The 21,663-nt window shown below is 69.7% G+C and carries 13 protein-coding genes; 6 read left to right on the forward strand and 7 right to left on the reverse strand.

Annotated features, from left to right (window positions below):
- Nucleotides 1-538 precede the first annotated feature (538 nt).
- Nucleotides 539-3,757, forward strand: coding sequence for a (Fe-S)-binding protein (locus ACFWUR_RS10200; protein WP_378904832.1), 3,219 nt, complete (start codon nucleotides 539-541; stop codon nucleotides 3,755-3,757).
- A gap of 134 nt (nucleotides 3,758-3,891) precedes the next feature.
- On the opposite strand, the gene ACFWUR_RS10205 is transcribed toward ACFWUR_RS10200, so the two are convergent.
- Nucleotides 3,892-4,095 carry a PASTA domain-containing protein gene (locus ACFWUR_RS10205; RefSeq protein WP_378904835.1) on the reverse strand — a complete coding sequence of 68 codons (204 nt, stop codon included), beginning with the start codon at nucleotides 4,093-4,095 and terminating at the stop codon, nucleotides 3,892-3,894.
- Here ACFWUR_RS10205 and ACFWUR_RS10210 point away from each other — a divergent pair.
- Nucleotides 4,094-4,360: a hypothetical protein gene (locus ACFWUR_RS10210; RefSeq protein WP_378904838.1), complete on the forward strand. Its 267-nt coding sequence runs from the start codon at nucleotides 4,094-4,096 to the stop codon at nucleotides 4,358-4,360. The genes ACFWUR_RS10205 and ACFWUR_RS10210 overlap by 2 nt on opposite strands.
- Before the next feature lie 333 nt (nucleotides 4,361-4,693).
- Here the strand turns inward: ACFWUR_RS10210 and ACFWUR_RS10215 are convergent, their stop codons facing one another.
- The 5 genes from ACFWUR_RS10215 to ACFWUR_RS10235 form a co-directional block, all read right to left on the reverse strand.
- A complete protein-coding gene (locus ACFWUR_RS10215) occupies nucleotides 4,694-5,953 on the reverse strand; it encodes a S1 family peptidase (protein ID WP_378904841.1) in 1,260 nt (419 codons plus the stop codon).
- Nucleotides 5,954-6,107: 154 nt separating this feature from the next.
- The gene (locus ACFWUR_RS10220; RefSeq protein ID WP_378904844.1) at nucleotides 6,108-7,469 is read right to left on the reverse strand and encodes a S1 family peptidase; all 1,362 of its coding nucleotides are present in this window, start codon (nucleotides 7,467-7,469) and stop codon (nucleotides 6,108-6,110) included.
- A gap of 118 nt (nucleotides 7,470-7,587) precedes the next feature.
- Nucleotides 7,588-8,697 (reverse strand): hypothetical protein, encoded by a 1,110-nt coding sequence (locus ACFWUR_RS10225; protein ID WP_378904847.1) that lies wholly within the window; start codon nucleotides 8,695-8,697, stop codon nucleotides 7,588-7,590.
- Between the two features lie 43 nt (nucleotides 8,698-8,740).
- Complete coding sequence (locus ACFWUR_RS10230) at nucleotides 8,741-11,254, reverse strand: LuxR C-terminal-related transcriptional regulator (protein WP_378904850.1); 2,514 nt, start codon at nucleotides 11,252-11,254, stop codon at nucleotides 8,741-8,743.
- Complete coding sequence (locus ACFWUR_RS10235; protein WP_378904853.1) at nucleotides 11,247-13,079, reverse strand: Hsp70 family protein; 1,833 nt, start codon at nucleotides 13,077-13,079, stop codon at nucleotides 11,247-11,249. Before ACFWUR_RS10235 ends, ACFWUR_RS10230 begins: the two co-directional genes overlap by 8 nt.
- A 293-nt stretch (nucleotides 13,080-13,372) precedes the next feature.
- Between ACFWUR_RS10235 and ACFWUR_RS10240 the strand changes: the two genes are divergently transcribed.
- Genes ACFWUR_RS10240 through ACFWUR_RS10250 form a run of 3 tightly spaced genes read left to right on the forward strand, consistent with a single transcriptional unit; the run spans nucleotide 13,373 to nucleotide 19,190 of the window.
- Nucleotides 13,373-15,787 (forward strand): IniB N-terminal domain-containing protein, encoded by a 2,415-nt coding sequence (locus ACFWUR_RS10240; RefSeq protein ID WP_378904856.1) that lies wholly within the window; start codon nucleotides 13,373-13,375, stop codon nucleotides 15,785-15,787.
- Between the two features lie 17 nt (nucleotides 15,788-15,804).
- The gene (locus ACFWUR_RS10245; RefSeq protein WP_378904859.1) at nucleotides 15,805-17,643 is read left to right on the forward strand and encodes a dynamin family protein; all 1,839 of its coding nucleotides are present in this window, start codon (nucleotides 15,805-15,807) and stop codon (nucleotides 17,641-17,643) included.
- Complete coding sequence (locus ACFWUR_RS10250) at nucleotides 17,640-19,190, forward strand: dynamin family protein (RefSeq protein WP_378904862.1); 1,551 nt, start codon at nucleotides 17,640-17,642, stop codon at nucleotides 19,188-19,190. The genes ACFWUR_RS10245 and ACFWUR_RS10250 overlap by 4 nt, the downstream gene beginning before the upstream one ends.
- Here the strand turns inward: ACFWUR_RS10250 and ACFWUR_RS10255 are convergent.
- Nucleotides 19,187-19,510 carry a hypothetical protein gene (locus tag ACFWUR_RS10255; RefSeq protein WP_378904865.1) on the reverse strand — a complete coding sequence of 108 codons (324 nt, stop codon included), beginning with the start codon at nucleotides 19,508-19,510 and terminating at the stop codon, nucleotides 19,187-19,189. The two genes, ACFWUR_RS10250 and ACFWUR_RS10255, sit on opposite strands and share 4 nt — an antisense overlap.
- Nucleotides 19,511-19,792: 282 nt before the next feature.
- On the opposite strand from ACFWUR_RS10255, the gene dnaK reads away from it, so the two are divergent.
- The gene (dnaK, locus tag ACFWUR_RS10260; protein ID WP_378904868.1) at nucleotides 19,793-21,658 is read left to right on the forward strand and encodes a molecular chaperone DnaK; all 1,866 of its coding nucleotides are present in this window, start codon (nucleotides 19,793-19,795) and stop codon (nucleotides 21,656-21,658) included.
- Nucleotides 21,659-21,663 lie beyond the last annotated feature (5 nt).

Below are 21,663 nucleotides of genomic sequence, written 5' to 3' on the forward strand. Positions count from 1 at the left end.
GTCGGCGTGCGAGGTGCCCGTGGCCACAGTCATCGCCCCGATAACCAGTGCGGCAGCCGCAGTGGTCCTACGGAAGTTCATTCAGGTTCCAATCATCAGGTGTTGGTGCGGCGTGCGATCGAGCGACACGCGAGACTCGTCAAGTAGGGCACCCATGTGAGATGTCGCCTACTTCTCCCCGAGCAGTGTGAAGACCGGCACAGCATGCAGAACAGCTGGAGCTTAATGGACCGAATCCCCTGAGACCAGAAGGAATTTCGGTGGGCTTAGTAAGCCTGACCTTAGCTTCACCGCAGTTCACGGACGGTTTACGGTGTTCAACGGGCGCTACGGGAACCCCGCAGCAAACTTTTATGTGAGATTGCTCACAGGCAAACCACAGGTCAAGTTGCAGTAAACAAGGTCAGAGCACAAATGCCGATCCTACGGTGGACAGTGTTAGTTACTGGCCGGTAACTTAGTGGCGGTTACGATACGAGCAATCGAGTGAGGTCTCCTCGCTCAGACCCTCGTGTTGCCTCGAAAGAAAGGTCGCGACATGAATGCCCTGACAATTACGTTGGGCACGATTGGAGCTGTGCTCAGCCTGTTCTGTTGGGCGTCGTTTATCGGCGGCGCATGGAACATCGGCAAGGCCATCACCATCGGCCAGACGGCTCCCGATCGTTGGCGACCGTTCTTCCCACGGTTCAAGAACATGTTCGTCGAGGTCGCGGCCCACACGCGGATGAACAAGTTCCGCACCGTCGGCTGGGCGCACTGGCTGGTGATGACCGGCTTCATCCTCGGCGCGATCCTGTGGTTCGAGGCCTACGGCCAGACCTTCGACGGCTCGTTCCACTGGCCGATCATCGGCAACTGGGCCATCTACCACCTGGTCGACGAGATCCTCGGCATCGGCACCGTGGTCGGCATCACCGCGCTGATCATCATCCGTCAGCTGAACCACCCGCGGACTCCCGCACGCCTGTCGCGTTTCAGCGGCTCCAAGATGGCCCCCGCCTATGTCATCGAGACGATCGTCTTGATGGAGGGCCTCGGCATGATCTTCGTCAAGGCCGGCAAGATCGCCACCTACGGAAACGGGCACGCCTCCACCGACTTCTTCACCATGCAGATCGCGAAGCTGCTGCCCGCGAGCCCGACCATGGTGTCGATCTTCGCGTTCATCAAGCTGATGTCGGGCATGGCGTTCCTGTACCTGGTCGGCCGCAACATCACCTGGGGCGTGGCCTGGCACCGGTTCTCCGCCTTCTTCAACATCTACTTCAAGCGCGAGGCAGACGGCAGCGTCGCCCTCGGTGCGCTCAAGCCGATGATGTCGGACGGCAAGGTCCTCGACATGGAGAACGTCGACCCCGAGGTCGACAACCTGGGCGCGGGCCGCATGGAGGACTTCTCCTGGAAGGGCTGGCTCGACTTCACCACCTGCACCGAGTGTGGCCGCTGCCAGTCGCAGTGCCCCGCCTGGAACACCGGTAAGCCGCTCTCGCCCAAGCTGCTCATCATGTCGCTGCGCGACCACGGTTATGCCGCTGCCCCGTACCTGCTGGCCGGTGGCCGCAAGGACGCCGGCGGTGACGAGGTCGGTCTGGTCGACGCCGACGGCAAGCCCGACGAGGCCGCGCTGGCCAAGATCCCCGAGGCCGCTCGGGCCGAAGCCGATCGTCCGCTGGTCGGTGGCGAGGACATCCACGGCATCATCGATCCCGAAGTGCTGTGGAGCTGCACCACCTGTGGCGCGTGTGTCGAGCAGTGCCCGGTCGATATCGAGCACGTCGACCACATCATCGATATGCGCCGCTACCAGGTGCTGATCGAGTCGGAGTTCCCCTCCGAGCTGGCCGGCCTGTTCAAGAACCTCGAGAACAAGGGCAACCCGTGGGGTCAGAACTCCAAGGATCGCCTGAACTGGATCAAGGAAGTCGATTTCGACATTCCGGTCTTCGGTAAGGACGCCGACAGCTTCGACGGCTACGAGTACCTGTTCTGGGTTGGTTGTGCCGGTGCCTACGAGGACCGCGCGAAGAAAACCACCAAGGCCGTCGCCGAGCTCCTCGCGACCGCGGGCACCAAGTTCATGGTGTTGGGTGCCGAGGAGACCTGCACCGGTGACTCCGCTCGCCGCGCGGGCAACGAGTTCCTGTTCCAGCAGTTGGCGATGCAGAACATCGAGGTCATCAACTCGGTGTTCGAAGGTGTCGAGCAGTCCAAGAAGAAGATCGTCGTCACCTGCGCACACTGCTTCAACGCTTTGAACAACGAGTACCCGCAGGTCGGTGGGACCTACGAGGTCGTGCACCACACCCAGTTGCTCAACCGGCTCGTGCGCCAGAAGCAGTTGGTCCCGGTCGCGCAGGTCTCGCAGAACATCACCTACCACGATCCTTGCTACCTGGGTCGGCACAACAAGATCTACAACGCGCCGCGTGAGTTGATGGAGGCGTCGGGCTCGACGTTGGTCGAGATGCCGCGTCACGGCGAACGTTCGATGTGTTGTGGTGCCGGTGGTGCTCGGATGTGGATGGAGGAGCAGCTCGGTAAGCGCATCAACGTCGACCGGGTCGACGAGGCGCTCTCGACCAACCCGACCAAGATCGCGACGGGTTGCCCGTTCTGCCGGGTCATGCTCAACGACGGTGTCACCGCCCGTCAGGAGCAGGGCCAGGGCGAGGGCGTCGAGGTTGTCGATGTGTCGCAGCTGATGCTGGACTCGATCACCCGTATCGATGCGGCCGAGTTGTCGGCCAACCTGGTGGTTGTCCAGGAGCCCAAGGCCGAGCCGGCACCCGAACCGGAACCGGAGCCGGTCGCCGAGGTCGCGACCGCGACCGCGGCGGCGCCGAAGGCTGCTCCTGCTGGTGGCGGTCTGGGTATGAAGGGTGGGGCCAAGGCGCCCGGTGGCGGTCTGGGCATGAAGGGTGCTGCCAAGGCGCCCGGCGCGAAAGCCTCCGCTGAGGCAGCCCCAGCTGCCGAGACCACCGCGGCCGCCCCGGCCAAGGGCCTCGGCATGAAGGGTGGGGCAAAGGCCCCCGGTGGCGGGCTCGGTATGAAGGGCGGCGCCAAGGCTCCCGGTGCCAAGGCCCCCGCGGCGGAAGCGGCCCCTGCCACCGAGTCCGCGGCTCCCGCCACCGAAACCGCGGCTCCCGCGGTCAAGGGTCTGGGAATGAAGGGTGGAGCGAAGGCTCCCGGTGGTGGACTCGGGATGAAGGGTGGGGCCAAGGCTCCCGGTGCGAAGGCGCCTGCCGCTCCCGCGCCGGAAACCTCGGCTGCCGAAACCCCCGCCGCTGAAGCCGCTCCCGCACCGGCCGCCGCGCCGGTCAAGGGACTCGGCATGAAGGGCAAGGCCAAGGCTCCAGGTGCCAAGGCGGCAGCTCCGGCAGCCGCGGCTCCCGAGGGATCGGCGGCTCCGGCCGCGGAGGCGGCTCCCGCCGAGGCTCCTGTCGCCCCTGAGGTTTCGGCTCCTGCGGAGTCCAAGCCGTCGGTCCCCGCGAAGGGGCTTGCCATGAAGTCGGGCTTGAAGCGGCCCGGCCCGAAGGCTCCTGGCGCCGCTCCCGCCGAGGCTCCTGCGGCCCCGGCTGAGCCTGCGGCCCCGGCTGAGCCTGCGGCTGCTGCCGAACCGAAAGCGCCCGCGGCGGAGTCGGCCACTGAGGCCGCGCCGACCAACGGCAACGGCACCTCGGTAGCTCCGCCGACCGCCAAGCCCGGCGGACTCGGCTTCAAGTCCGGTGCGAAGTCTCCGGGTCGCAAGAGCTGACGAACTGAACACGAACACCCGGTGAGGCGCGGATTCCCAGGAACCCGCGCCTCACTGCTCTTCCACGCAGCGGCAACTCGTAGCTGTCAACGCGCGCGACGAGCGCGCGCGTACATGGGCCCGCCGGACTCACCTCAGCACTGGCTGGGTTCGTCGTTCTTCACCACCGACAGCACCGCTTCTCCCTCGCCGATCAGTGTTCCCGGTGCGGGCTCCTGGGCGACGACGGTCCAATTGCGGTCCATCATCTGGGCGCGGCCACGGCCGCTGGCGTCGGTGGACCGGGAGAAGAACACTCCCGCCGCCTGGATGGTGTCCTGCGCCTGCTGCAGGTTCATGCAGACCACCGTGGGCATGATCGCGGTCGGTGCCGGCGCGGCGGCGGAGGTGGGGGCAGGCGCCGGGGCGAGCGGGGCCGGTGGTGCGATCGCGGGCGTACTCGTCGGGACTGCGGCTTGCGCTGTCGTGGGTGGACTCTGCGTCGTCGACGTCGGGCTCGAAGTGCTTTCGGCCGCACAACCGGCGACGCCTGCCAGCATCGCCGCCGCGATTATCGCTGTGCGCGCGATGCGTGCTGACGGAAATGCTTTCCCCGCTGAGTGATTCACATCGAAAGTCCCCTGCTCACAGTTGCACAGCCGGTCGGCTGGCCGGTGTGCGCGACTCCCCCCGACAGGAGTGCTGGGCGAGCGTACATCTGGGGTGGTGAGACGCAGGGCGGTACTGGTTGGTAATGGGCATGGATCTCAGGGGGTAGTGCCCGGGGCGCGAGTGCGGAATTGGGAGCGCGGTGCTTCGGCGGTCTCGGCACTGCCGGGTCGGTAGGGCGGTCTGAGGCCGCCGGGGTGTGGCCGAGGGGTGTGATGACGCGGAAAAGGCCGGTAGCGGGAGTGCTACCGGCCTTTTCGGGGCTGCTCTGTGCCTACATGGGGGTGATCAGTTGGTGCGGACCGACAGACCGGGGTTGTCCGAGAGGACGACGGTCAGCGGCTGGGCGAACAGCTGGGGGGTGTCGCCGGTGAGGGCACCGATGATGTTCGGGATCTCGCAGATGGGGAAGTCGGCGACCGAGGACGCGCTGGAGATGCCGAGAGCAAGGCGGCCGGTGACGATGGCGCCGCCGGAATCGCCGGGGAGGGCGCAGATGTTGGCCGAGAAGCTCTGGGTGAGCTGACGGTCGCCGACCTGGACGGTCTGGTCGATGCCGTTGATCACGCCGCAGCTGAAGCCGGTGCGGGCACCGGACTTGCAGACGGGGGCGCCGACCACGGGGGTGGCCACGCCGTCGACGGCGATGGGGGCGTTGCCGGGGACGCGGACCAGGTTGTTCTCGAAGCGGGCGCGCGCGTTGTCGTTGACCCGGATGATCGAGTAGTCCTGCTCGCCGAGCACCGACTTCTGGAAGGTGCCGAGCTGGGCGCCCGCACGGTCGCCGTTGACCTCGTAGACGGCGGCGGCGTTGCCGGTGCCCGCCGACTCGAGGTCGGGGTTGCAGTGGCCCGCCGAGATGTTGATGACGTTGCCCGAGCGGTCGGTGCCGTTGAAGCCGAGCGAGCAGCGCAGCGAACTGCGGCCAACCACGGAGGCGTAGCCGTCGCCGCCGGCCAGCGCGCCGTTGCCGTCACCGGCGACGGGGGTGGCGGACAGGTCGATCCGCTCGCCTGCCACCGGCGGGGCGGTGACGATGACGCGGGAGGGGTCGATGAAGCTGGGCAGCGGCAGGCCGGCCTGCTGCACGCGAACCGCGATCGAGTTGTTCACGGTGTCGATGACGACGCCACGCACCAGCGCGGAGATCTCCGGCGGCGCGGCGGCGAGCCAGTTCTCGAAGGCGGTCTTCTCGCCGCGCAACATGGACTCGCTCTTGGCGACGTTGCGGACCTCGAAACCGGCCGACTGCGCGGCATCCCGGGCCTGCTCGGCGCCGGGGCCCTGCGACAGCGCGACGACCGCGTTGCCCTGGTCGCTCAGCCAGGAACCGGCGAAGACCTGCGGGAACTGACGCTGCGCGGTGGTGGAGAACGCGGCCACCTGCTGCGCGACTTCGGCGCGGCGCAGGTATTCGTCGGGCGAGATCTTCAGATCGCGAGTGACCGCCTCGACGAGCTGGGCGGGCAGGTCTGCGGGTGCGGGCTGCGCGTCGGCAACCGCCATCGTGGGGCCGAACAGCAGAAACGCCGCCGAAGCGGCGATCATCGATTTCCGAGCTCTTGTCGAGCTTCGCGCGGACGGGGTACGACCCATACGTGGCAGGAGCATGATCCGAACTATATGGGCTCGAGCGACTTATGCCTACTCGGACCGGGCAAGAGATTTCGCTCACCCGGTCCGGTCGGTGATTTGTTCCGGCTCAGCCCGCGTTGGGCTTGGTGCGCACCATGATTCCGCTGCCGACGCCGCCACCGGAGGAGGCCTCGATGTCGGCCAGAATGGGCCGGATCGGGATGCCGAGGGACGCGGTGCCGCCGTAAGGGGCCAGCTGGGTGTTGGCTTCGGTGCAGTTGGGCGCGGCCGAGGCGTTCGAGCCGCTGGTGATGCCGAGGGCGAGGGTGCCGGTGACGATGGCGCCGCCGCTGTCGCCGCCCAGGGTGCAGGCGGTGCTGGCGAAGCCGCGGATCGTCTTGCTGACGCCCGCCTCGGTGAACAGCTGGGTCTCCACGCGGTCGGCGGAGACGAACCCGCAGGTGAAGGTGGAGGACTGGCCGGTCTTGCAGACCGGCGCGCCGGTGACGGGTTCGGCGGTCCCGGTGAGCGTCAGGGTGGTGCCCTCGGCGCCGCGCACGCGAGGCTGGTCCATGCCCGCGTTCACCGCCCGCTCGTTGAGCTTGATCACCGAGTAGTCGAGCGAGGCGGGACCGCCGAGCACGGCGTGGGTGAACGAGCCGACCTCGGGACTGTTGGGGATGTCGCGCACGTTCGGCACGTAGACCGAGGCGGAGCCGCCGCCGTCGACGTTCGGGTTGCAGTGGCCCGCGGAGATGTTGAGCGCGTTGCCCGCGGCGTCGGTGCTGTTGAAACCGAACGAGCACACGTCGACGCCGCGCAGGGTGGCGTCGTGCAGGTCCTTGGTCGCGGTGATGTAGGTGTCGCCGCCCATCGGCTTGTATTCCACCGGACCGCCGCCGCCGGGCGAGAGCACCACCTTGATGGTGGCGATCAGGGTCGGCAGGTTCAGCATGTGGCCGGTGCCGGTGTTGGCCACGTTGAGCACCAACTGGCTGTTGAGCGCGTCGATCGCGATCGAGCTGATCGGCGCGGAGATGGCGGGCGGCAGGCTCGCGATCCACTGGCTCAGTTGCACCAGCGCGCCTTCGAGGCCACCGGCCGAGATCGGCGCGAGGTGGGTTTGGTAGCCCGCGGCGGTGACGAGCTTGCCTGCTTCGGCGTCGGTGGTGGCCACGACGGCCTTGCCTTCCGGCGTGAGCCAGGCACCGGCGAAGGTGTCGGGGTTCGCGGCGCGGAACTCGCTCGCGTAGTCGCGCAGCTGCTGGGCGCGCGCGGCGCGATCGAGGTACTCGGTGGGCGTCATCCCGAGATCACGCGACAACGCGGTCACCAGTTCGCCGGGTAACGCGTCGACTGAAAGCTGGGGTGGTGCAACAGGTTCCGATGATGCGATACCGGATCCGAGCAGGGGTGCGAGAAGAACAGTCGCGGCGAACCCGGCGGAGGCTGCCTTGACCGCGGCGCGACGCGCCACCAACTTGCGCATGAAATCCCTTCGTCATCAACCAGTGACCGAGAACACCGCCGACGGCGATCAAGTCGGTCAGCGCATCACTCTAAGGCACGCTCGCCCAGCCGGCGCGGTTACCGTCCGGCTGCTGGTTTCAGCGCTGTCCCGGGATCGTCAGGGGCGCGGGAAGATAGCCGGGTGGGTAGGTCCCGAACGGCAGCCGAGGACGGGTGGTGGTGGTAGGGCTCGGGGTGGTCGTCGGCGGGGTGGTCGTCGGCTCCGGGGTGGTCGTCGGGGGCGCCTCGGTGGTGGTCGTCGGCTCCGGCTCGATGGTGGTCGTGATGATGACCGGCGGCGGGAGTGGCGATTCGGCGACCGGCGGCGGTGGGGGCGGCGCGGGCGCCGAGGTGGGGGTGAGCGTTTCCGGGCGGGCATCGGAAATCGTCGGGGGCGCGGTTGTTCCCGGGTCGCGAATCAGTACCGCGACAGCGACGCCGCCCAGCAACAGTCCGATGACCGCGGCGGCGGCGATCAGCAGCGGGGTCTTGCCGCGGGCGGGTGTGTCGGCGGGAACCACCGCGGGTGCGGCGACCGGGGCGGGCGCGACCGGCGTCATCGCCTTCGTCGGCTGGGGCGAGACCGGCAGCGCCGCCGAATACGCCTGTGCCGTCACCACGGGCGGCGGTAGCGCGGGCATCACGTCGGTGGCCACCATGGCGTTCTCGGTGACGATCGGGTCGGGCGGCGTCGCGCCCGCCGGGGTCGCCAGCACCGCGACCAGCGCGGCCTCGGCGGCCGCGTTGGCGAAGGTCTTGCCCGGATCGGCGCCGTCCTCGGGCTGGGGCAGTTCGTCCTCGCCGAGCAGGGCCACCGACTTCAAGCCCAGATAGTCCAGAGCCTCACGCACGCCGCGCACGACCTCGGGCGACCAGCCCGCGGGGTGGGTGGCGTAGAACTCGGCGGGGCCGCTGAGGTGCTCGGTGGTGAGATCGATCAGGCAGAACATGGCCGTCGCGAGGAGGTCCTCGGCGCGATAGGCCTCGCCGCCGTCGACATCGACGCCTGCCGGGTCGCCGATCGCGCGGACGAATCCGGCGATCGTGTGAGCGTGCCCGGTGGGAGCTGGTCCGCCGAGGGCGGCGTCACCGTCGTCGGACATGTGCAGGATCGAAGCACGCTCGATCAACTGGACAGTGCCGTCCTCGGTGACCACCGCGGCGATGCATTCGTCATCGGCGATACGCAGGCCGACCCCAGTGGCCATCGGCGGAACACCCCTCACTCGGCGTCGACATAATCCGCGCGAGTCACACCAGCAGTTGGCCGTGTCCCATCGCGCGCAGCATTGACAGTAATTCCGATCGTGAGCGCGCGCCTATTCGACGTCGGATCCGCGCGACGTGATGCTCTACGGTCTTCGCGGAAATGTACAGCCTCGCGCCGATCTCCCGATAGGTCAGACCGAGCAGAACCAGCTCGGCCACCTCCCGTTCGCGGTCGCTGAGAGCACCGGACTCGCCGTTCGGCGGCACGGGCCCGGCCGGTATCTGCGGCAGCGGTTGTGCGGTCGGTCGCGGCGGCTCCACCGGCTGAGCCTGGGTGCGCACCGAGCGCGCGAGCTTGAGCAGGGCGGTCGCGGCCGTCGAATCGCCTGTCGCGAGGGCGGCTTCGCTGGCCAGGCGGGCAGCGTCCCATGTGAGGCCGAGTTCGGCCAGCGCCGACACCGCGGCCTGCACATCGGCGGCGACCACCTGTCCGCGCAGGACGAGCACCCAGGTGCGTCCGGCGTCGGCCAGCACTCCGGCCTGCCGGTCGCCCGCCTCCGCCGCCGTCCTGAGCGCGTGGGCGTGGGGCAGCAGCGCGCTCGGCGACTCGTCGGCCAGCGCGGCCTGCACCCCGTACCAGTGGAAGGAATTGGTCCAGGCGGGTGCGCGGCCCAGCTTGCGCACCAGCGCTCTGGTCGCGTCGACGAGCGGCTCGATCCGGCGCACATCGCGCAGGCGGATGCCCGCCAGCCACAGTTCGCCGATCGGCAACAGGCTCAACAGGTCGGCTTCCAGTTCGTCGAACAGGGGGCAGGCCGCCTGCCACGCGCGAGCAAGGACCGCGTGATCGCCGCCGCGGCGCGCCAGGCCGACGGACAGGGCATGGGCGAGGAGTTGATCGCGGGGCGCGAGGGCCGGGATGTCGATCTCGGCGAGGGTGCTCGCGGCGCGGCGTTCGTCGCCGCCGAGCAACGCGGTCCAGGCGGTGAGCACCGGAAGTTGTCGGCCGCCGCCCATGCCCGCCGCCCGGCGCAGCGCGTCACCGGCACGGCGCGGCTCGCCGCTGCCGAGACACAGCAGGGTGGCGATCGAGACAGCCGAGCAGGGGAGATAGCGATCGTCACCGGTGTCGGTGTTGCCCGCCTGGATCAGTGCCGAAATCGCCGCGGCCGTGCCCGCGCCGTGTGGATCGAGCGATTCGTCGAGCGCGTGCGCGATCAGCCGAGCTCCCGCGTCGGCCTCGGTCGGCGGCCAGTGCTGTGCGGAGGCCGACATCCGCGCGGCGGCGGCCTGGTCGCCGGCCAGGGTGAGGACCATCGCCGCGGGAGCCCAGTCGGCGCCGATCCGATCGGGACCGAGCCAGTTGTACAGGCTGGCCGCGCGGCTCACCAGTCCTCGGCGGGTGAGCACGCCCGCGCAGATTCGCACCGCGGCGACGAGTTCGGCCCGTGCGATGTTGTCCGCGGTCAGCAGCGGTTCGGCCAGGCGCAACGCGGTGTCGGTGTCGCCCGCGTGCGCGGCGGCCTCGGCCCAGCGCACCGCGATCGACTCGACCGCCGCACCGGCCGCCGCCGCCGCGGCATAGCAGCGGGCCGCCTGATCCGACTTCTCCGCTGTGCGGCACAGGAACTCGGCCAGCCGCGCATCGACCACACCGGACTCGGCCAGGATCAGCGCTGTGCGATCGCGCAGCAGACCGGCGTCGAGTCGCGCGGTGAGCAGTTTGCGCTGCACCTCGACATAGCGGCGATCGCCGAGCAGCGTCCGCAGCGGACCGACGGCGGGGGAGAGGAGCAGATCGGCATCGGTGACCAGGGCGCCCGCCCTGGCGCGGTCGATCAGCTCGTGCGCGGTGGCGGTGTCGACACCGAGCACCTCGGTGAGTTCCGTCGCGTCCAAACCGGTTCCGGTCGCGGCGATGACCAGCGTTTCGAGCAGCTCAGGTTCGACCGATTCCAGCAGCGACCGCGTCCACGCGGTGACGGCTTCGTCGACCGCTGTCTCGCAGGTCTGCAGCGACGCCGCGTGCGCGCCCGTCAGCGCCGCGACGACACCACCGGGGATTCCCGCTGTCAGCTGATGGATGTGCAGCGCGAGGGGCTGGGACACGGCCACGCCGAGTTCCCTGGCGAACGAGGCGATGTGGGCACTGCCCAGCGCCCGCAGGTCCACCGTGCGGCCGTTGCGCGCCACCGCGTCGGTCAGCGCGCGCAGCCGGGGATCGTGTGGGCGCGGCTGGGTGGTGAGCACCACTGAACGCTGTCCGGTTTCGATGGCCGCGCAGAGCGCGCGCAGTTCGGCGTCGCTGTAGTGGTGGACGTTGTCGGCGACGAGCACCGCCCGATCGGGAACCGCGTGCTCCACGGTGTCGGCCGCGAATTCGACGACCGGGAGGCCGCGGCCACGCAGATGTGCGCGAACGGCGTTGAGCAGGAACGATTTTCCGGTTCCGGCTCGGCCGCGGATCAGCAGGAACACCGCCTGCTGATCGACGGTGCCCAGTTCGCGGAAAACGGTTCGGGCGTTGGGGAAGGTGTCGAGAGCGATCTCAGCCACCATTTCCTCCGAGGACCCGACCCGGCAGTTGCGTGCCCGATTCGAGGGTGTCGCCGACCGCGCCGCCCACGTCGTCGAGCAGGCCGCCGGGGTCGACCTGGATGGTCGGAGCCTGTGGCCGGTTAGGGGTAGGAGCCGGCGCGGGTGCAGGTGCGGGCGCGGGTGCAGGTGCGGGCGCGGGTGCAGGTGCGGGAGCAGGTGCCGGGGCAGGCGCGGGTGCCGGGGCCTGTGCACCGGGCGGCGTCTGTGTCGGTTGCTGTGCGGCGGGGCCGGGCTGGCCCGCCGGCGCCGGTGTGCCCCCGGCGGGTGTTCCGGCGGCGGGAGCTCCGGCTGCGGGGGCTCCGGCGGGTGCCGGCGTCCCCGTCCCGGGCGTACTGCCGGGAACGCCCGCGTCGGCCGTGCCGACCGGGATCGCACCCGACGGCGCCTCGGCGCCGGGTCGCGCAGGATCGGTTACCGCGGAGTTCGTGGCCCCGCCCGCTCCGCCGGCACCGGTCGACGCGGGGGCGCCGGGGGCCTGTGGGGCGCTGGTGGTCGCCGCGGGCCCGGTGGGCGAGAACTGCGTGGTGCCACCGAGAGCGAGGGTGCCGGTGGCCAGCGCGGCCATGGTCAGGGCCGCCGCCGCGATGATCGCCGAGCGTTTGGCCGTGAACATCTTGGTCGGTGCGGGCTCCGAGGGCGGCAGCGCGAGTTTCTCTACCGCCGGTGCCACGGCAACCGGCGCCGGGGCCACCGGTACGACCGGGATGGCCACGGTAGCGACATTGATCGCGGCGACGTCGAGGGCGATCTCGGCCGCGCCCTGTGCCGCGCAGGTCGCCGGGTCGGCGCAGGCGATCACCGGCAGGCCGAACTCGGTGGAGATCAGCTCGGCGACCAGGGGGATCGCGCCACCCCCGCCGGTGAGCAGCACCCGACTGATGTCGCCGAGGGTGAGGTCGGCGCGGCGCACCGCGTCCTGCACCAGATTCATCGAGTCGAGCAGGAGCGGGCGGAGCAGATCCTCGAGTTCGCCCCGCGTCAGCCGGACCTGTGCGGTGTGGACGGCGGGGTTGAGCATGCCGACCGGAACCGCCGTCGCGGTAATTCGGGAGAGTTCTTCTTTCGCGATTGCGCAACGTTGCCGCAGTGCCGACAATTCCGCTTCGACAACGGGATCGAATGGATCGATGTCGTTTCCGTCCAGCGCATTTGCCAGCACGTAGCGCATGGTCAGCAGATCGAATTCCGAACCGGCGATCGCGGTGGCGTGCACCGGGACGCCGAGCAGTCCGGCCTGCTCGCCGGTGCGCAGGACCGTCACCGTCAACCCGCTCGCGCCGAGGTCGTAGACGACCAACGCGCCGTCGTCGAGCAGTCCGTGCTCGATCTCGTATCGGCGCACTGCGGCCAGCGGCTCGGGCACCAGCGTCACCTCGGGCAGACCCGCCCGTGCGAGCGCGGCCCGTGCGGCCTCGACGGTCTGCTCCGGCCACCACGCCGGACAGCACGCGACGGTGGTCGGCGCAGTGGCGGATTCGGTTGCGGAGCCGGAGAGTTCGGCGATCAACGCGCGGGTGGCGGCGGCGACCAAGTCGGCCGCGTCGTGGGTGGAACCGTCTTCTGCCAGCAGATCCACCGGGTCGCCGACCCTGGACAGATAGTCGTCGACGACCACTGCGCGCGGGTGGCGGGTCGTGTCGGCGAAGCTCACCGATCCGTCGGCGCCGAGCGACAACGCGCTGCGGTGGGAGAGAACGGTGGCACCGGTCCCGTCGGCTGTCGTGGCCGCGGCGATCGAATTCGCAGCTCCGACAGTGATGCCGAGCGCCAGACGCTCTGTCATTGGACAACCCCGTTCGCAGGACTTTCGGTGGACCGGTAAACGCTTGTGCGCGGCGAGATCGCCGATGGCAGGCGTCCCACTCGATCTGTCGGTTGCCAGGTGGGAGCTGTTACCCCCGGCGGGGCAAGTACGGGGAAATTCCCCTAATCGACGGCGGGCCCCTAACGGGTGCGTCCGGCGCGAACTAGGTATTCGCCCCATTACCTGTAACGACGGGCTCACCTAGCGTGAAAGACATTCCAACGACAAACAGGTCGGGCCTCATCGCCCATGATCTGGAGGAGCTGATCTCGATGACACCGAACGCGATTCTGGAGTTCATCCTCAATCTGCTGCGCGACCGGGACGCCGCGGCCTCCTACTGCGCCAACCCGTGCCACGCGCTGGCCGAGGCAGGCCTGACGGTGACCCCGGAGGACATCTCCGCCGTCGCCCCGATGGTGGCGGAATCCGCGCTGGTCAGCGGCGGCTCCCAGTTGCAGGCGATCGTGGCGGCAGGCGCCGCGGCGAGCACGGGCGCGGCCCTCGCCTCCACCGCCACCGCTGCTGCCGCCGTCACCGCGGCCGCGGCAGCCGACGCCGAACTCGACCTCGGCCTCGACGTCGGCCTCGGCGCCGTAGCGTCGGTTGTCGCCGACGCCGCCGCCCAGGTAGGAGCCGGCATCGACGTCGCCCTCGACGCCGTCACCGGCGCGAACGTGGACGTGGACGCCGACCTGACGACCGGCCTCAACGGTGCTGTGAACGGTGCGATCGGTGTGGGTGGCGATCTGGCTGCTGGTCTCAATGGTGCTGTGAACGGTGCGATCGGCGTGGGCGGCGAAGTGGCTGCCGGCGTCGGTGGTGCGCTCAATGGCGTGGTCGGCGCAGGTGCTGACCTCGCCGCCGGCCTCACCGGCGCTGTGAACGGCGCGGTCGGTGTGGGAAGTGACTTGGCTGCGGGCCTCGGTGGTGTGGTCGGTGTCGGTGGCGATGTGGCAGCCGGTGTCGGTGGTGCGCTGAACGGTGCGGTCGGTGTGGGTAGTGACTTGGCTGCGGGCCTCGGTGGTGTGGTCGGTGTCGGTGGCGATGTGGCTGCCGGTGTCGGTGGTGCGCTGAACGGTGCGGTCGGTGTGGGCGGTGACTTGGCCGCCGGCCTGAGCGGTGTAGCAGGCGTTGGGGGCGATCTGGCCGCTGGCCTCACCGGTGCACTGAACGGTTCCGCGGGTGCGGGCGCCGACCTCGAGTCGGGACTGGACGGTGCTCTGAACGGCGCGATCGGTGCGGGCGCCGGGCTCGACGGCGCGCTGAACGGCGCGATCGGTGCGGGCGCTGGGCTCGACGGCGCGCTGAACGGCGGGGTCGGCGCAGGCGCCGATCTCGAGACCGGGGTGGACGCTGCGCTGGGGGGCGTGGCCGGCGCCGGTATCGGTCTGGGCGGTGCGTTGTCAGGTGCGGTGGGTGCGGGTACGGATCTCGCCGCCGGTCTCGATGGCGTGGGTACCGGCCTCAGCGGCGCGGTGGGTGCTGATCTCGACGGTGCGCTGAACGGGGCTGTGGGCGCGGGCGGCGATGTCGTTGCCGGTCTCGACGGTGGTCTCGATGCCGGGCTGAGCGGGGCGACCACCGCGGTCGGCGGGCTCGGGGCCGGCGTCAACGGTGGGCTCGGCGCGGTGGCCAACGCGGGGGCGCAGGCCGCGGGTGGCCTGGGTGCCGCCGCGACCACGACGGCGATCACCGGTCTCGACGGTGTGGTCGGCGCGGGTGCGGAGTTCGGCACCGGCCTGGAAACCGGTCTGGGTGGCGCAGCCTCGGCGAGCACCGGCCTGATCGGTGGCCTCACCGGTGGCGCGGGCACCGAACTCGATGTCGACGGATTGCTCACCGGCGGCGGTTCGGGCCAGGTCACGGCCGGCGTGGACTCGGCACTGTCCACCACGACAGGGATCGGGCTGACCACCGGTCTACAGGGCGGCCTCGATACCGCGGCGACTTTCGGCACCGAGTTGGCCGGCTCGGCCACCTCGGGTGCACAGGCTGGACTCGGTGCGGCGATGGAATCCGGTGTCGGCCTGTCGGGAGCCGCGCAGACCGGGATGACCGGCGCCGTCGAGTCCGGTGTGGGCCTGGTCGGTGGCGCGCAGGCGGGTCTGGGCGGTCTCGCCGGGTCCGGTGTGGGTCTGGCCGGCTCGGCGTCCGGTGGTGCGCAGGCGGGCCTTGACGGTGTCGTCGGCGCAGGTTCTGAGCTCGCGGGTTCCGCTGTCGGCGGTGCGCAGACCGGGTTGACCGGTGCGGTGGAGACCGGCGTGGGCCTGAACGGTTCCGCGACGGGCGGCGCCGAAACCGGAACCGGCCTCGAGACCGGCCTCGGCGGCCTCGGTGACGCGGGACTGTCGGGCGCGATGACCGGCGGCAGCCAGCTCGCGGGCGGGTTCACCTCCACCGTCGACGGCACGGCGCAGGGCAGCACCGCCGCGGCAGGCGGCCTCACGGGCCAGTCCACGGCGACCTCGACAACCCAGGCCGACGCTTCCGGCACGGTCGGCGCGACGACGCAGGGCGCGGTCACCACGGCGGCCGACACCTGGTCCGCGGTCGATGTGTCGAGCGCGTTCGGTTCCGGCCTGCACGGTTCCGGCCTCGGCGGGAGCGAGGCGTCGCTGTTCGGTGAATCGAGCACCGTCACCGACACCGGTGCCGACGTGCACACCGACGGACTGTTCCACTGAGCGAAACGGGCGCTGCGATGACGACTCTCGCACCGAACGCGGTGCCGCTGACGACGGTGTTGTCCGACACCGTCGCAGCGGCACACGCCGCGGGCCGCGACGACCTGGTCGGCCGGCTCGAGAAGGTGGCCGAGCGGGTGCGCGACCCGAGGCACCGGATCGTCGTCACCGGTCAGCTCGGCCAGGGCAAGAGCCGGTTCGTGAACGCGCTGCTGGGAATGGATGTGTGCCGGGTCGGCGACGACGCGACCACCGTGCTCCCGCTGCAGTTGTCCTACGGCGAGCAGCAGCGGGCGTACCTGGTGCTCACCGCGCCTGGCGCCGACGAATCGCGCGTGGAGATCCCGTTCGACGAGATCGGCGCCGTCGACACCCGCAGTCCGCTGGCGGCGGGCAGGCAGGTTGTCCGGATCGAGGCCGAGCTGCCGAGCCAGTTGCTCGCCGACGGCATCGTCCTGATCGATACCCCCGGTGTCGGCGGACACGGAAGTGCTTGCACCGCAGGGGTTCTCAGCCTGGCCGCGGCCGCCGACGCGGTGCTCGTGCTCTCCGACGCGTCCACCGAGCTCACCGAACCCGAGCTCACCTTCGTCGGGCAGATCCGCGAGATGTGTCCCGCGGTCGCCGTCCTGCTCACCAAGACCGATCTGTATCCGCACTGGCGCCAGGTGCTCGAGGCCGACCGCGCCCATCTGGGGCGGGCGCAGGTCGATGTCGCCCTGATTCCGGTGTCTGCGTTGCTGCGCGCGCACGCCCTGCGTCTGCAGGACGCGCAGCTGGGCAAGGAGTCCGGTTTCGGCGTGCTGTTCGGTTTCCTGCGCGATCGGGTCGTGGCCCGCGATCAGGCGGTCACGCGCCAGGCGGTGGCTCGCGAACTGCATTCGGCAGCAGAGCATCTGGCGTTGGCGCTGGGCAGCGAACTGGTCGCGTTGCGCGATCCGGCCAGTGGCACGGCCGCGATCAGCGAACTGCAGTCGGCGCGTGCGGCGGCCGAGGAACTGCAACGGCGAACCGCCAGCTGGCAGCAGACGCTCGCCGACGGCATCACCGACCTGGTCGGCGACGTCGACCACGATCTGCGCGACCGCCTGCGCGGCATCGCCCGCACCGGCCAGGAGTGGATCGACGAGAACGACCCCGGCCGACATTGGGGCGCGATCACCGAATGGCTCACCGGCTCCGTCGACACCGCCCTCGGTGACAACCTGCTGCTGACCCACCGCCGAACGGAGCTGCTCGCCGAACGGATCGCCGACCACTTCAACGAGGTCGGCGCGGTCGACCTGCCGGAAGTGCACGCCGGGATGGACGACGAGAGCGGCTTGGTGAGTTCGGGTTCGCTGGCTGATCTCGAACCGGATATCGGTTTCACCAGCAAGGTGCTGGTCGGTATGCGTGGCTCCTACGGCGGCGTGCTGATGATCGGCCTGGCCACGACGTTCGCCGGTCTGGCCATGCTGAACCCGATCTCCCTCGGCGCGGGCCTGATCGTCGGCGGCAAGGCCTATCGCGACGACAAGTCGGCCCGGTTGGCGCGACGCCGCATCGAGGCCAACGGCGAGGTGCGCCGGTTCCTCGACGACGTGGCCTTCCAGGCGGCCAAGGACACCAAGGACCGGCTGCACCGCATCCACCGCGCGCTGCGCGATCACTTCGCCGGTGTGGCCGAGCGCAGCCTGCGCTCGATCGACGCCTCCCTGCGCGCGGCACAGGACGCCGCGGCGATGGCCGCCACCCATCGCGCCGAGCGCACCGTGGTGCTGGAACGCCAATTGCACGCGGTCGCCGAGCTGCGCCGTTACGCGGATTCGATGCAGGCCGACTCGAGACGGGACGACGGTACGGTATCTGGGTGACCCACCGTTTCGACACCGCCGCGCCCGGCGACCGGACCACACCGAGGATCCTGGCCGAGGCGCACGAGCTGGTCGGCGCGGCGGCGCGGGTGTTCGACCGGGACGAGTACGCACGCGCGCTGCTCGCCGATTGCGAATATCGATTGCGTGAGCCGCTGCGTGTCGCGTTGGCCGGTTCGATCAAGGCGGGCAAGTCGACGCTGTTGAACGCGCTGGTCGGCCAGGCTGTCGCACCGACCGATGCCACCGAGTGCACCCGCGTGGTCACCTGGTATCGCGACGGCGCCACCCCGACGGTCACCGCGCACGCGGCCGACGGTTCGCGCGCGAACGTGATCGTGCGCCGCGGCAGTGGCGCGCACGGCCTGACCTTCGACCTGAACGGTCTGCGCTGGGACGCGCCCAGCCCCCGCGAGGTAGACCATCTCGAGGTGGGCTGGCCCTCGGCGGCGTTGTCGCAGACCACGATCATCGATACCCCTGGCACGTCGTCGCTCTCGCGTGAGGTGTCGCTGCGCACCGCGCGATTGCTCACTCCCGCTGATGCCGGGGGCGATCGCGGCGCACCGATCTCGGTGCCCGGCGCCGATGCCGTCGTCTATCTGCTGCGACGCCTCGACGCCGCCGACGTGAGCTTCCTCGAGCAGATCGGTGCGGGCGGCGGTGGGAGCGGCCCGCTCGGCGTGATCGGGGTGGTGTCGCGCGCCGACGAGATCGGCTCGGGCCGCATCGACGCGCTGCATTCGGCTCGCGATGTCGCCGCCCGGTTCGCCGGTGAGCTGGAACGAACCGGGTTGTGCCAGGCGGTGATTCCGGTGGCAGGCCTGCTCGCGTTCGCGGCTTCGACGCTGCGGCAGCCGGAGTTCGCGGCGTTCGAGGCGCTGTCGGCGGTGCCCGCCGAGGACCTCGCGATCGCGTTGCTCTCGGCGGACCGCTTCGCCCGCGCCGACATCGCCCTGCCCGTCGAGCCGGAACTGCGCGCGCAGTTGGTGGACCGCTTCGGCCTGTTCGGTATTCGGATGGCCACCATGCTGATCCGGCTCGGCGTCCGCGATTCGTCTTCGCTGGCCGCGGAATTGGCCGACCGCAGCGGCATCGAGGAGCTTCGTTCGGTTCTCGAGGTCCAATTCGGCCAGCGCGCCGGGGAACTGAAGGCGCATTCGGCGCTGAGCACGCTGGACCGGATCCTGGCCGCCTACCCCGGAACCGAGGCCGATCGCCTGCGGCCTCGCGTGCGGGCTCGGCTCGCCGACGTGCACGGTTTCACCGAACTCCGGCTACTCGGCCGCCTGCGCACCGATGAATTACCCCTGCCCCCACCGGTACTGGCCGATCTGCACCGCATTCTCGGCGGCGCGGGTGTGGCGGCACACCTACGCCTAGGCCTGTCCGCCGAGGCGGACCCGGACGCCTTGCGCACCGCGGCTTTCGCGGCGGTGCGTTCCTGGCGCGCCAGGGCGGCCCACCCACTCGCCGACCAGTCGACCGCCACCGCCTGCCGAGCCGCCGCCCGCAGCGCCGAGGGAATCCTGGCCGAACTCTCCTAGTCGACTCGGTGCGACGCGGCGCCTTCGAGAATGGGCACGATCTCCTCGCCGAGATATTGCTCCAGATCCCGGCCCGCCCGCTGGGCCTGGACCACCGTCGTTCCGCGCTGGGTGGCTTCGGCCGTCAGCGCGTTTCGGGAATCGGCTTCGACGCCTCCGCCGATCACCAACAGGCGTACCTGTTCACGGTGGAGGATGGCGCGGGCCTCGTCGTCGGAGGTGGTCCCGAGGACTCGGAATCCGAGAGGTTCGAGGTAGGCGATGGCCGAAGCGACGACCTCCTCGCCCCGGCCGACGGTCAACAGATCGACTGTGTGCATGGAACCGAACCTAACCGGGGCGCTTGCGGCGGGCCGGTCACGATCCCGTATCAGGGGCTACGGTTGAGTCGGGGACGCGCAAGAATGGCGGGGGTTCTGTGGGGGACGGCAAATTTTTTCGTGCGGCGGGAATGGATCGTCGCAGTTGCCGGTTGTCCAGATCAACAGCATTGAGCGTACTCGACTCAAGTTCGGGTTGACTCCGGACCGATCTCGAGGGCAGGATTGAGCCCACTGCGCTCAGCGTTGCAATAACCGAACGTCAAACAGGAGGAAACCACTATGGCTCGTGCGGTCGGAATCGACCTCGGGACCACGAACTCCGTCGTCGCCGTGCTCGAAGGCGGCGAGCCGGTCGTCGTCGCGAACTCAGAAGGCTCGCGCACCACCCCCTCGATCGTCGCCTTCGCGAAGAACGGCGAGGTTCTCGTCGGTCAGCCCGCGAAGAACCAGGCGGTCACCAACGTCGACCGCACCATCCGCTCGGTCAAGCGCCACATCGGCACCGACTGGAACGTCGAGATCGACGACAAGAAGTACACGCCGCAGGAGATCTCCGCGCGCACGCTGATGAAGCTGAAGCGCGACGCCGAGGCCTACCTGGGCGAGGAGATCACCGACGCCGTGATCACCGTCCCGGCCTACTTCGAAGACGCCCAGCGCCAGGCCACCAAGGAAGCCGGCCAGATCGCCGGTCTCAACGTGCTGCGCATCGTCAACGAGCCCACCGCCGCCGCGCTGGCGTACGGCCTGGACAAGGGCGACAAAGAGCAGACCATCCTGGTCTTCGACCTCGGTGGCGGCACCTTCGACGTCTCGCTGCTGGAAATCGGCGAGGGCGTCGTCGAGGTCCGCGCGACCTCCGGTGACAACCACCTCGGTGGCGACGACTGGGACGAGCGCGTCGTGTCCTGGCTGGTCGACAAGTTCAAGGCGTCCTCGGGCATCGACCTGACCAAGGACAAGATGGCCATGCAGCGCCTGCGTGAGGCCGCCGAGAAGGCCAAGATCGAACTGTCCTCGGGCCAGAGCACCTCGATCAACCTGCCCTACATCACCGTCGACGCGGACAAGAACCCGCTGTTCCTCGACGAGCAGCTCACCCGCTCGGAGTTCCAGAAGATCACCTCTGATCTGCTGGATCGCACCCGCGCGCCGTTCCAGTCCGTGATCAAGGACTCGGGCCTGAACGTGGCCGACATCGACCACGTCGTGCTCGTCGGTGGCTCCACCCGTATGCCCGCCGTCTCCGACCTGGTCAAGGAACTGACCGGTGGCCGTGAGCCGAACAAGGGCGTGAACCCGGACGAGGTCGTCGCCGTCGGCGCCGCCCTGCAGGCCGGCGTGCTCAAGGGTGAGGTCAAGGACGTCCTGCTGCTCGATGTCACCCCGCTGTCGCTGGGCATCGAGACCAAGGGTGGCGTGATGACCAAGCTCATCGAGCGCAACACCACCATCCCCACCAAGCGCTCCGAGACCTTCACCACCGCTGACGACAACCAGCCTTCGGTGCAGATCCAGGTGTTCCAGGGTGAGCGCGAGATCGCCTCGCACAACAAGCTGCTCGGCTCCTTCGAACTCACCGGCCTGCCCCCGGCCCCGCGCGGCGTGCCGCAGATCGAGGTCACCTTCGACATCGACGCCAACGGCATCGTGCACGTCACCGCGAAGGACAAGGGCACCGGCAAGGAGAACAAGATCAAGATCCAGGACGGCTCCGGTCTGTCCAAGGAGGAGATCGACCGCATGGTCGCCGACGCCGAGGCGCACGCCGCCGACGACAAGGCGCGCCGTGAGGAGGCCGAGACCCGCAACCAGGCCGAGTCGCTGGTGCACCAGACCGAGAAGTTCATCAACGAGCAGAAGTCGAGCGAGGGTGGCGCACAGGTCTCCGCCGAACAGCTGGCGAAGGTCGAGAGCGCGGTCGCCGAGGCCAAGCAGGCACTCGAGGGCACCGACATCTCCGCGGTGAAGTCGGCCGTGGAGAAGCTGGCCACCGAGTCGCAGGCCCTGGGCCAGGCGATCTACGAGGCCAGTGCCGCCGCCGACGCGCAGTCCGGCAACGGCGCGGGCCCGAGCCAGGCCGATGACGACCAGGTCGTCGACGCCGAGGTCGTGGACGAGCCGGTCGACACGGACAAGAAGTGACCGAG

The sequence above is a fragment of the Nocardia sp. NPDC058633 genome, from assembly GCF_042717045.1.
In the GTDB taxonomy this organism is placed as follows: Bacteria; Actinomycetota; Actinomycetes; order Mycobacteriales; family Mycobacteriaceae; genus Nocardia.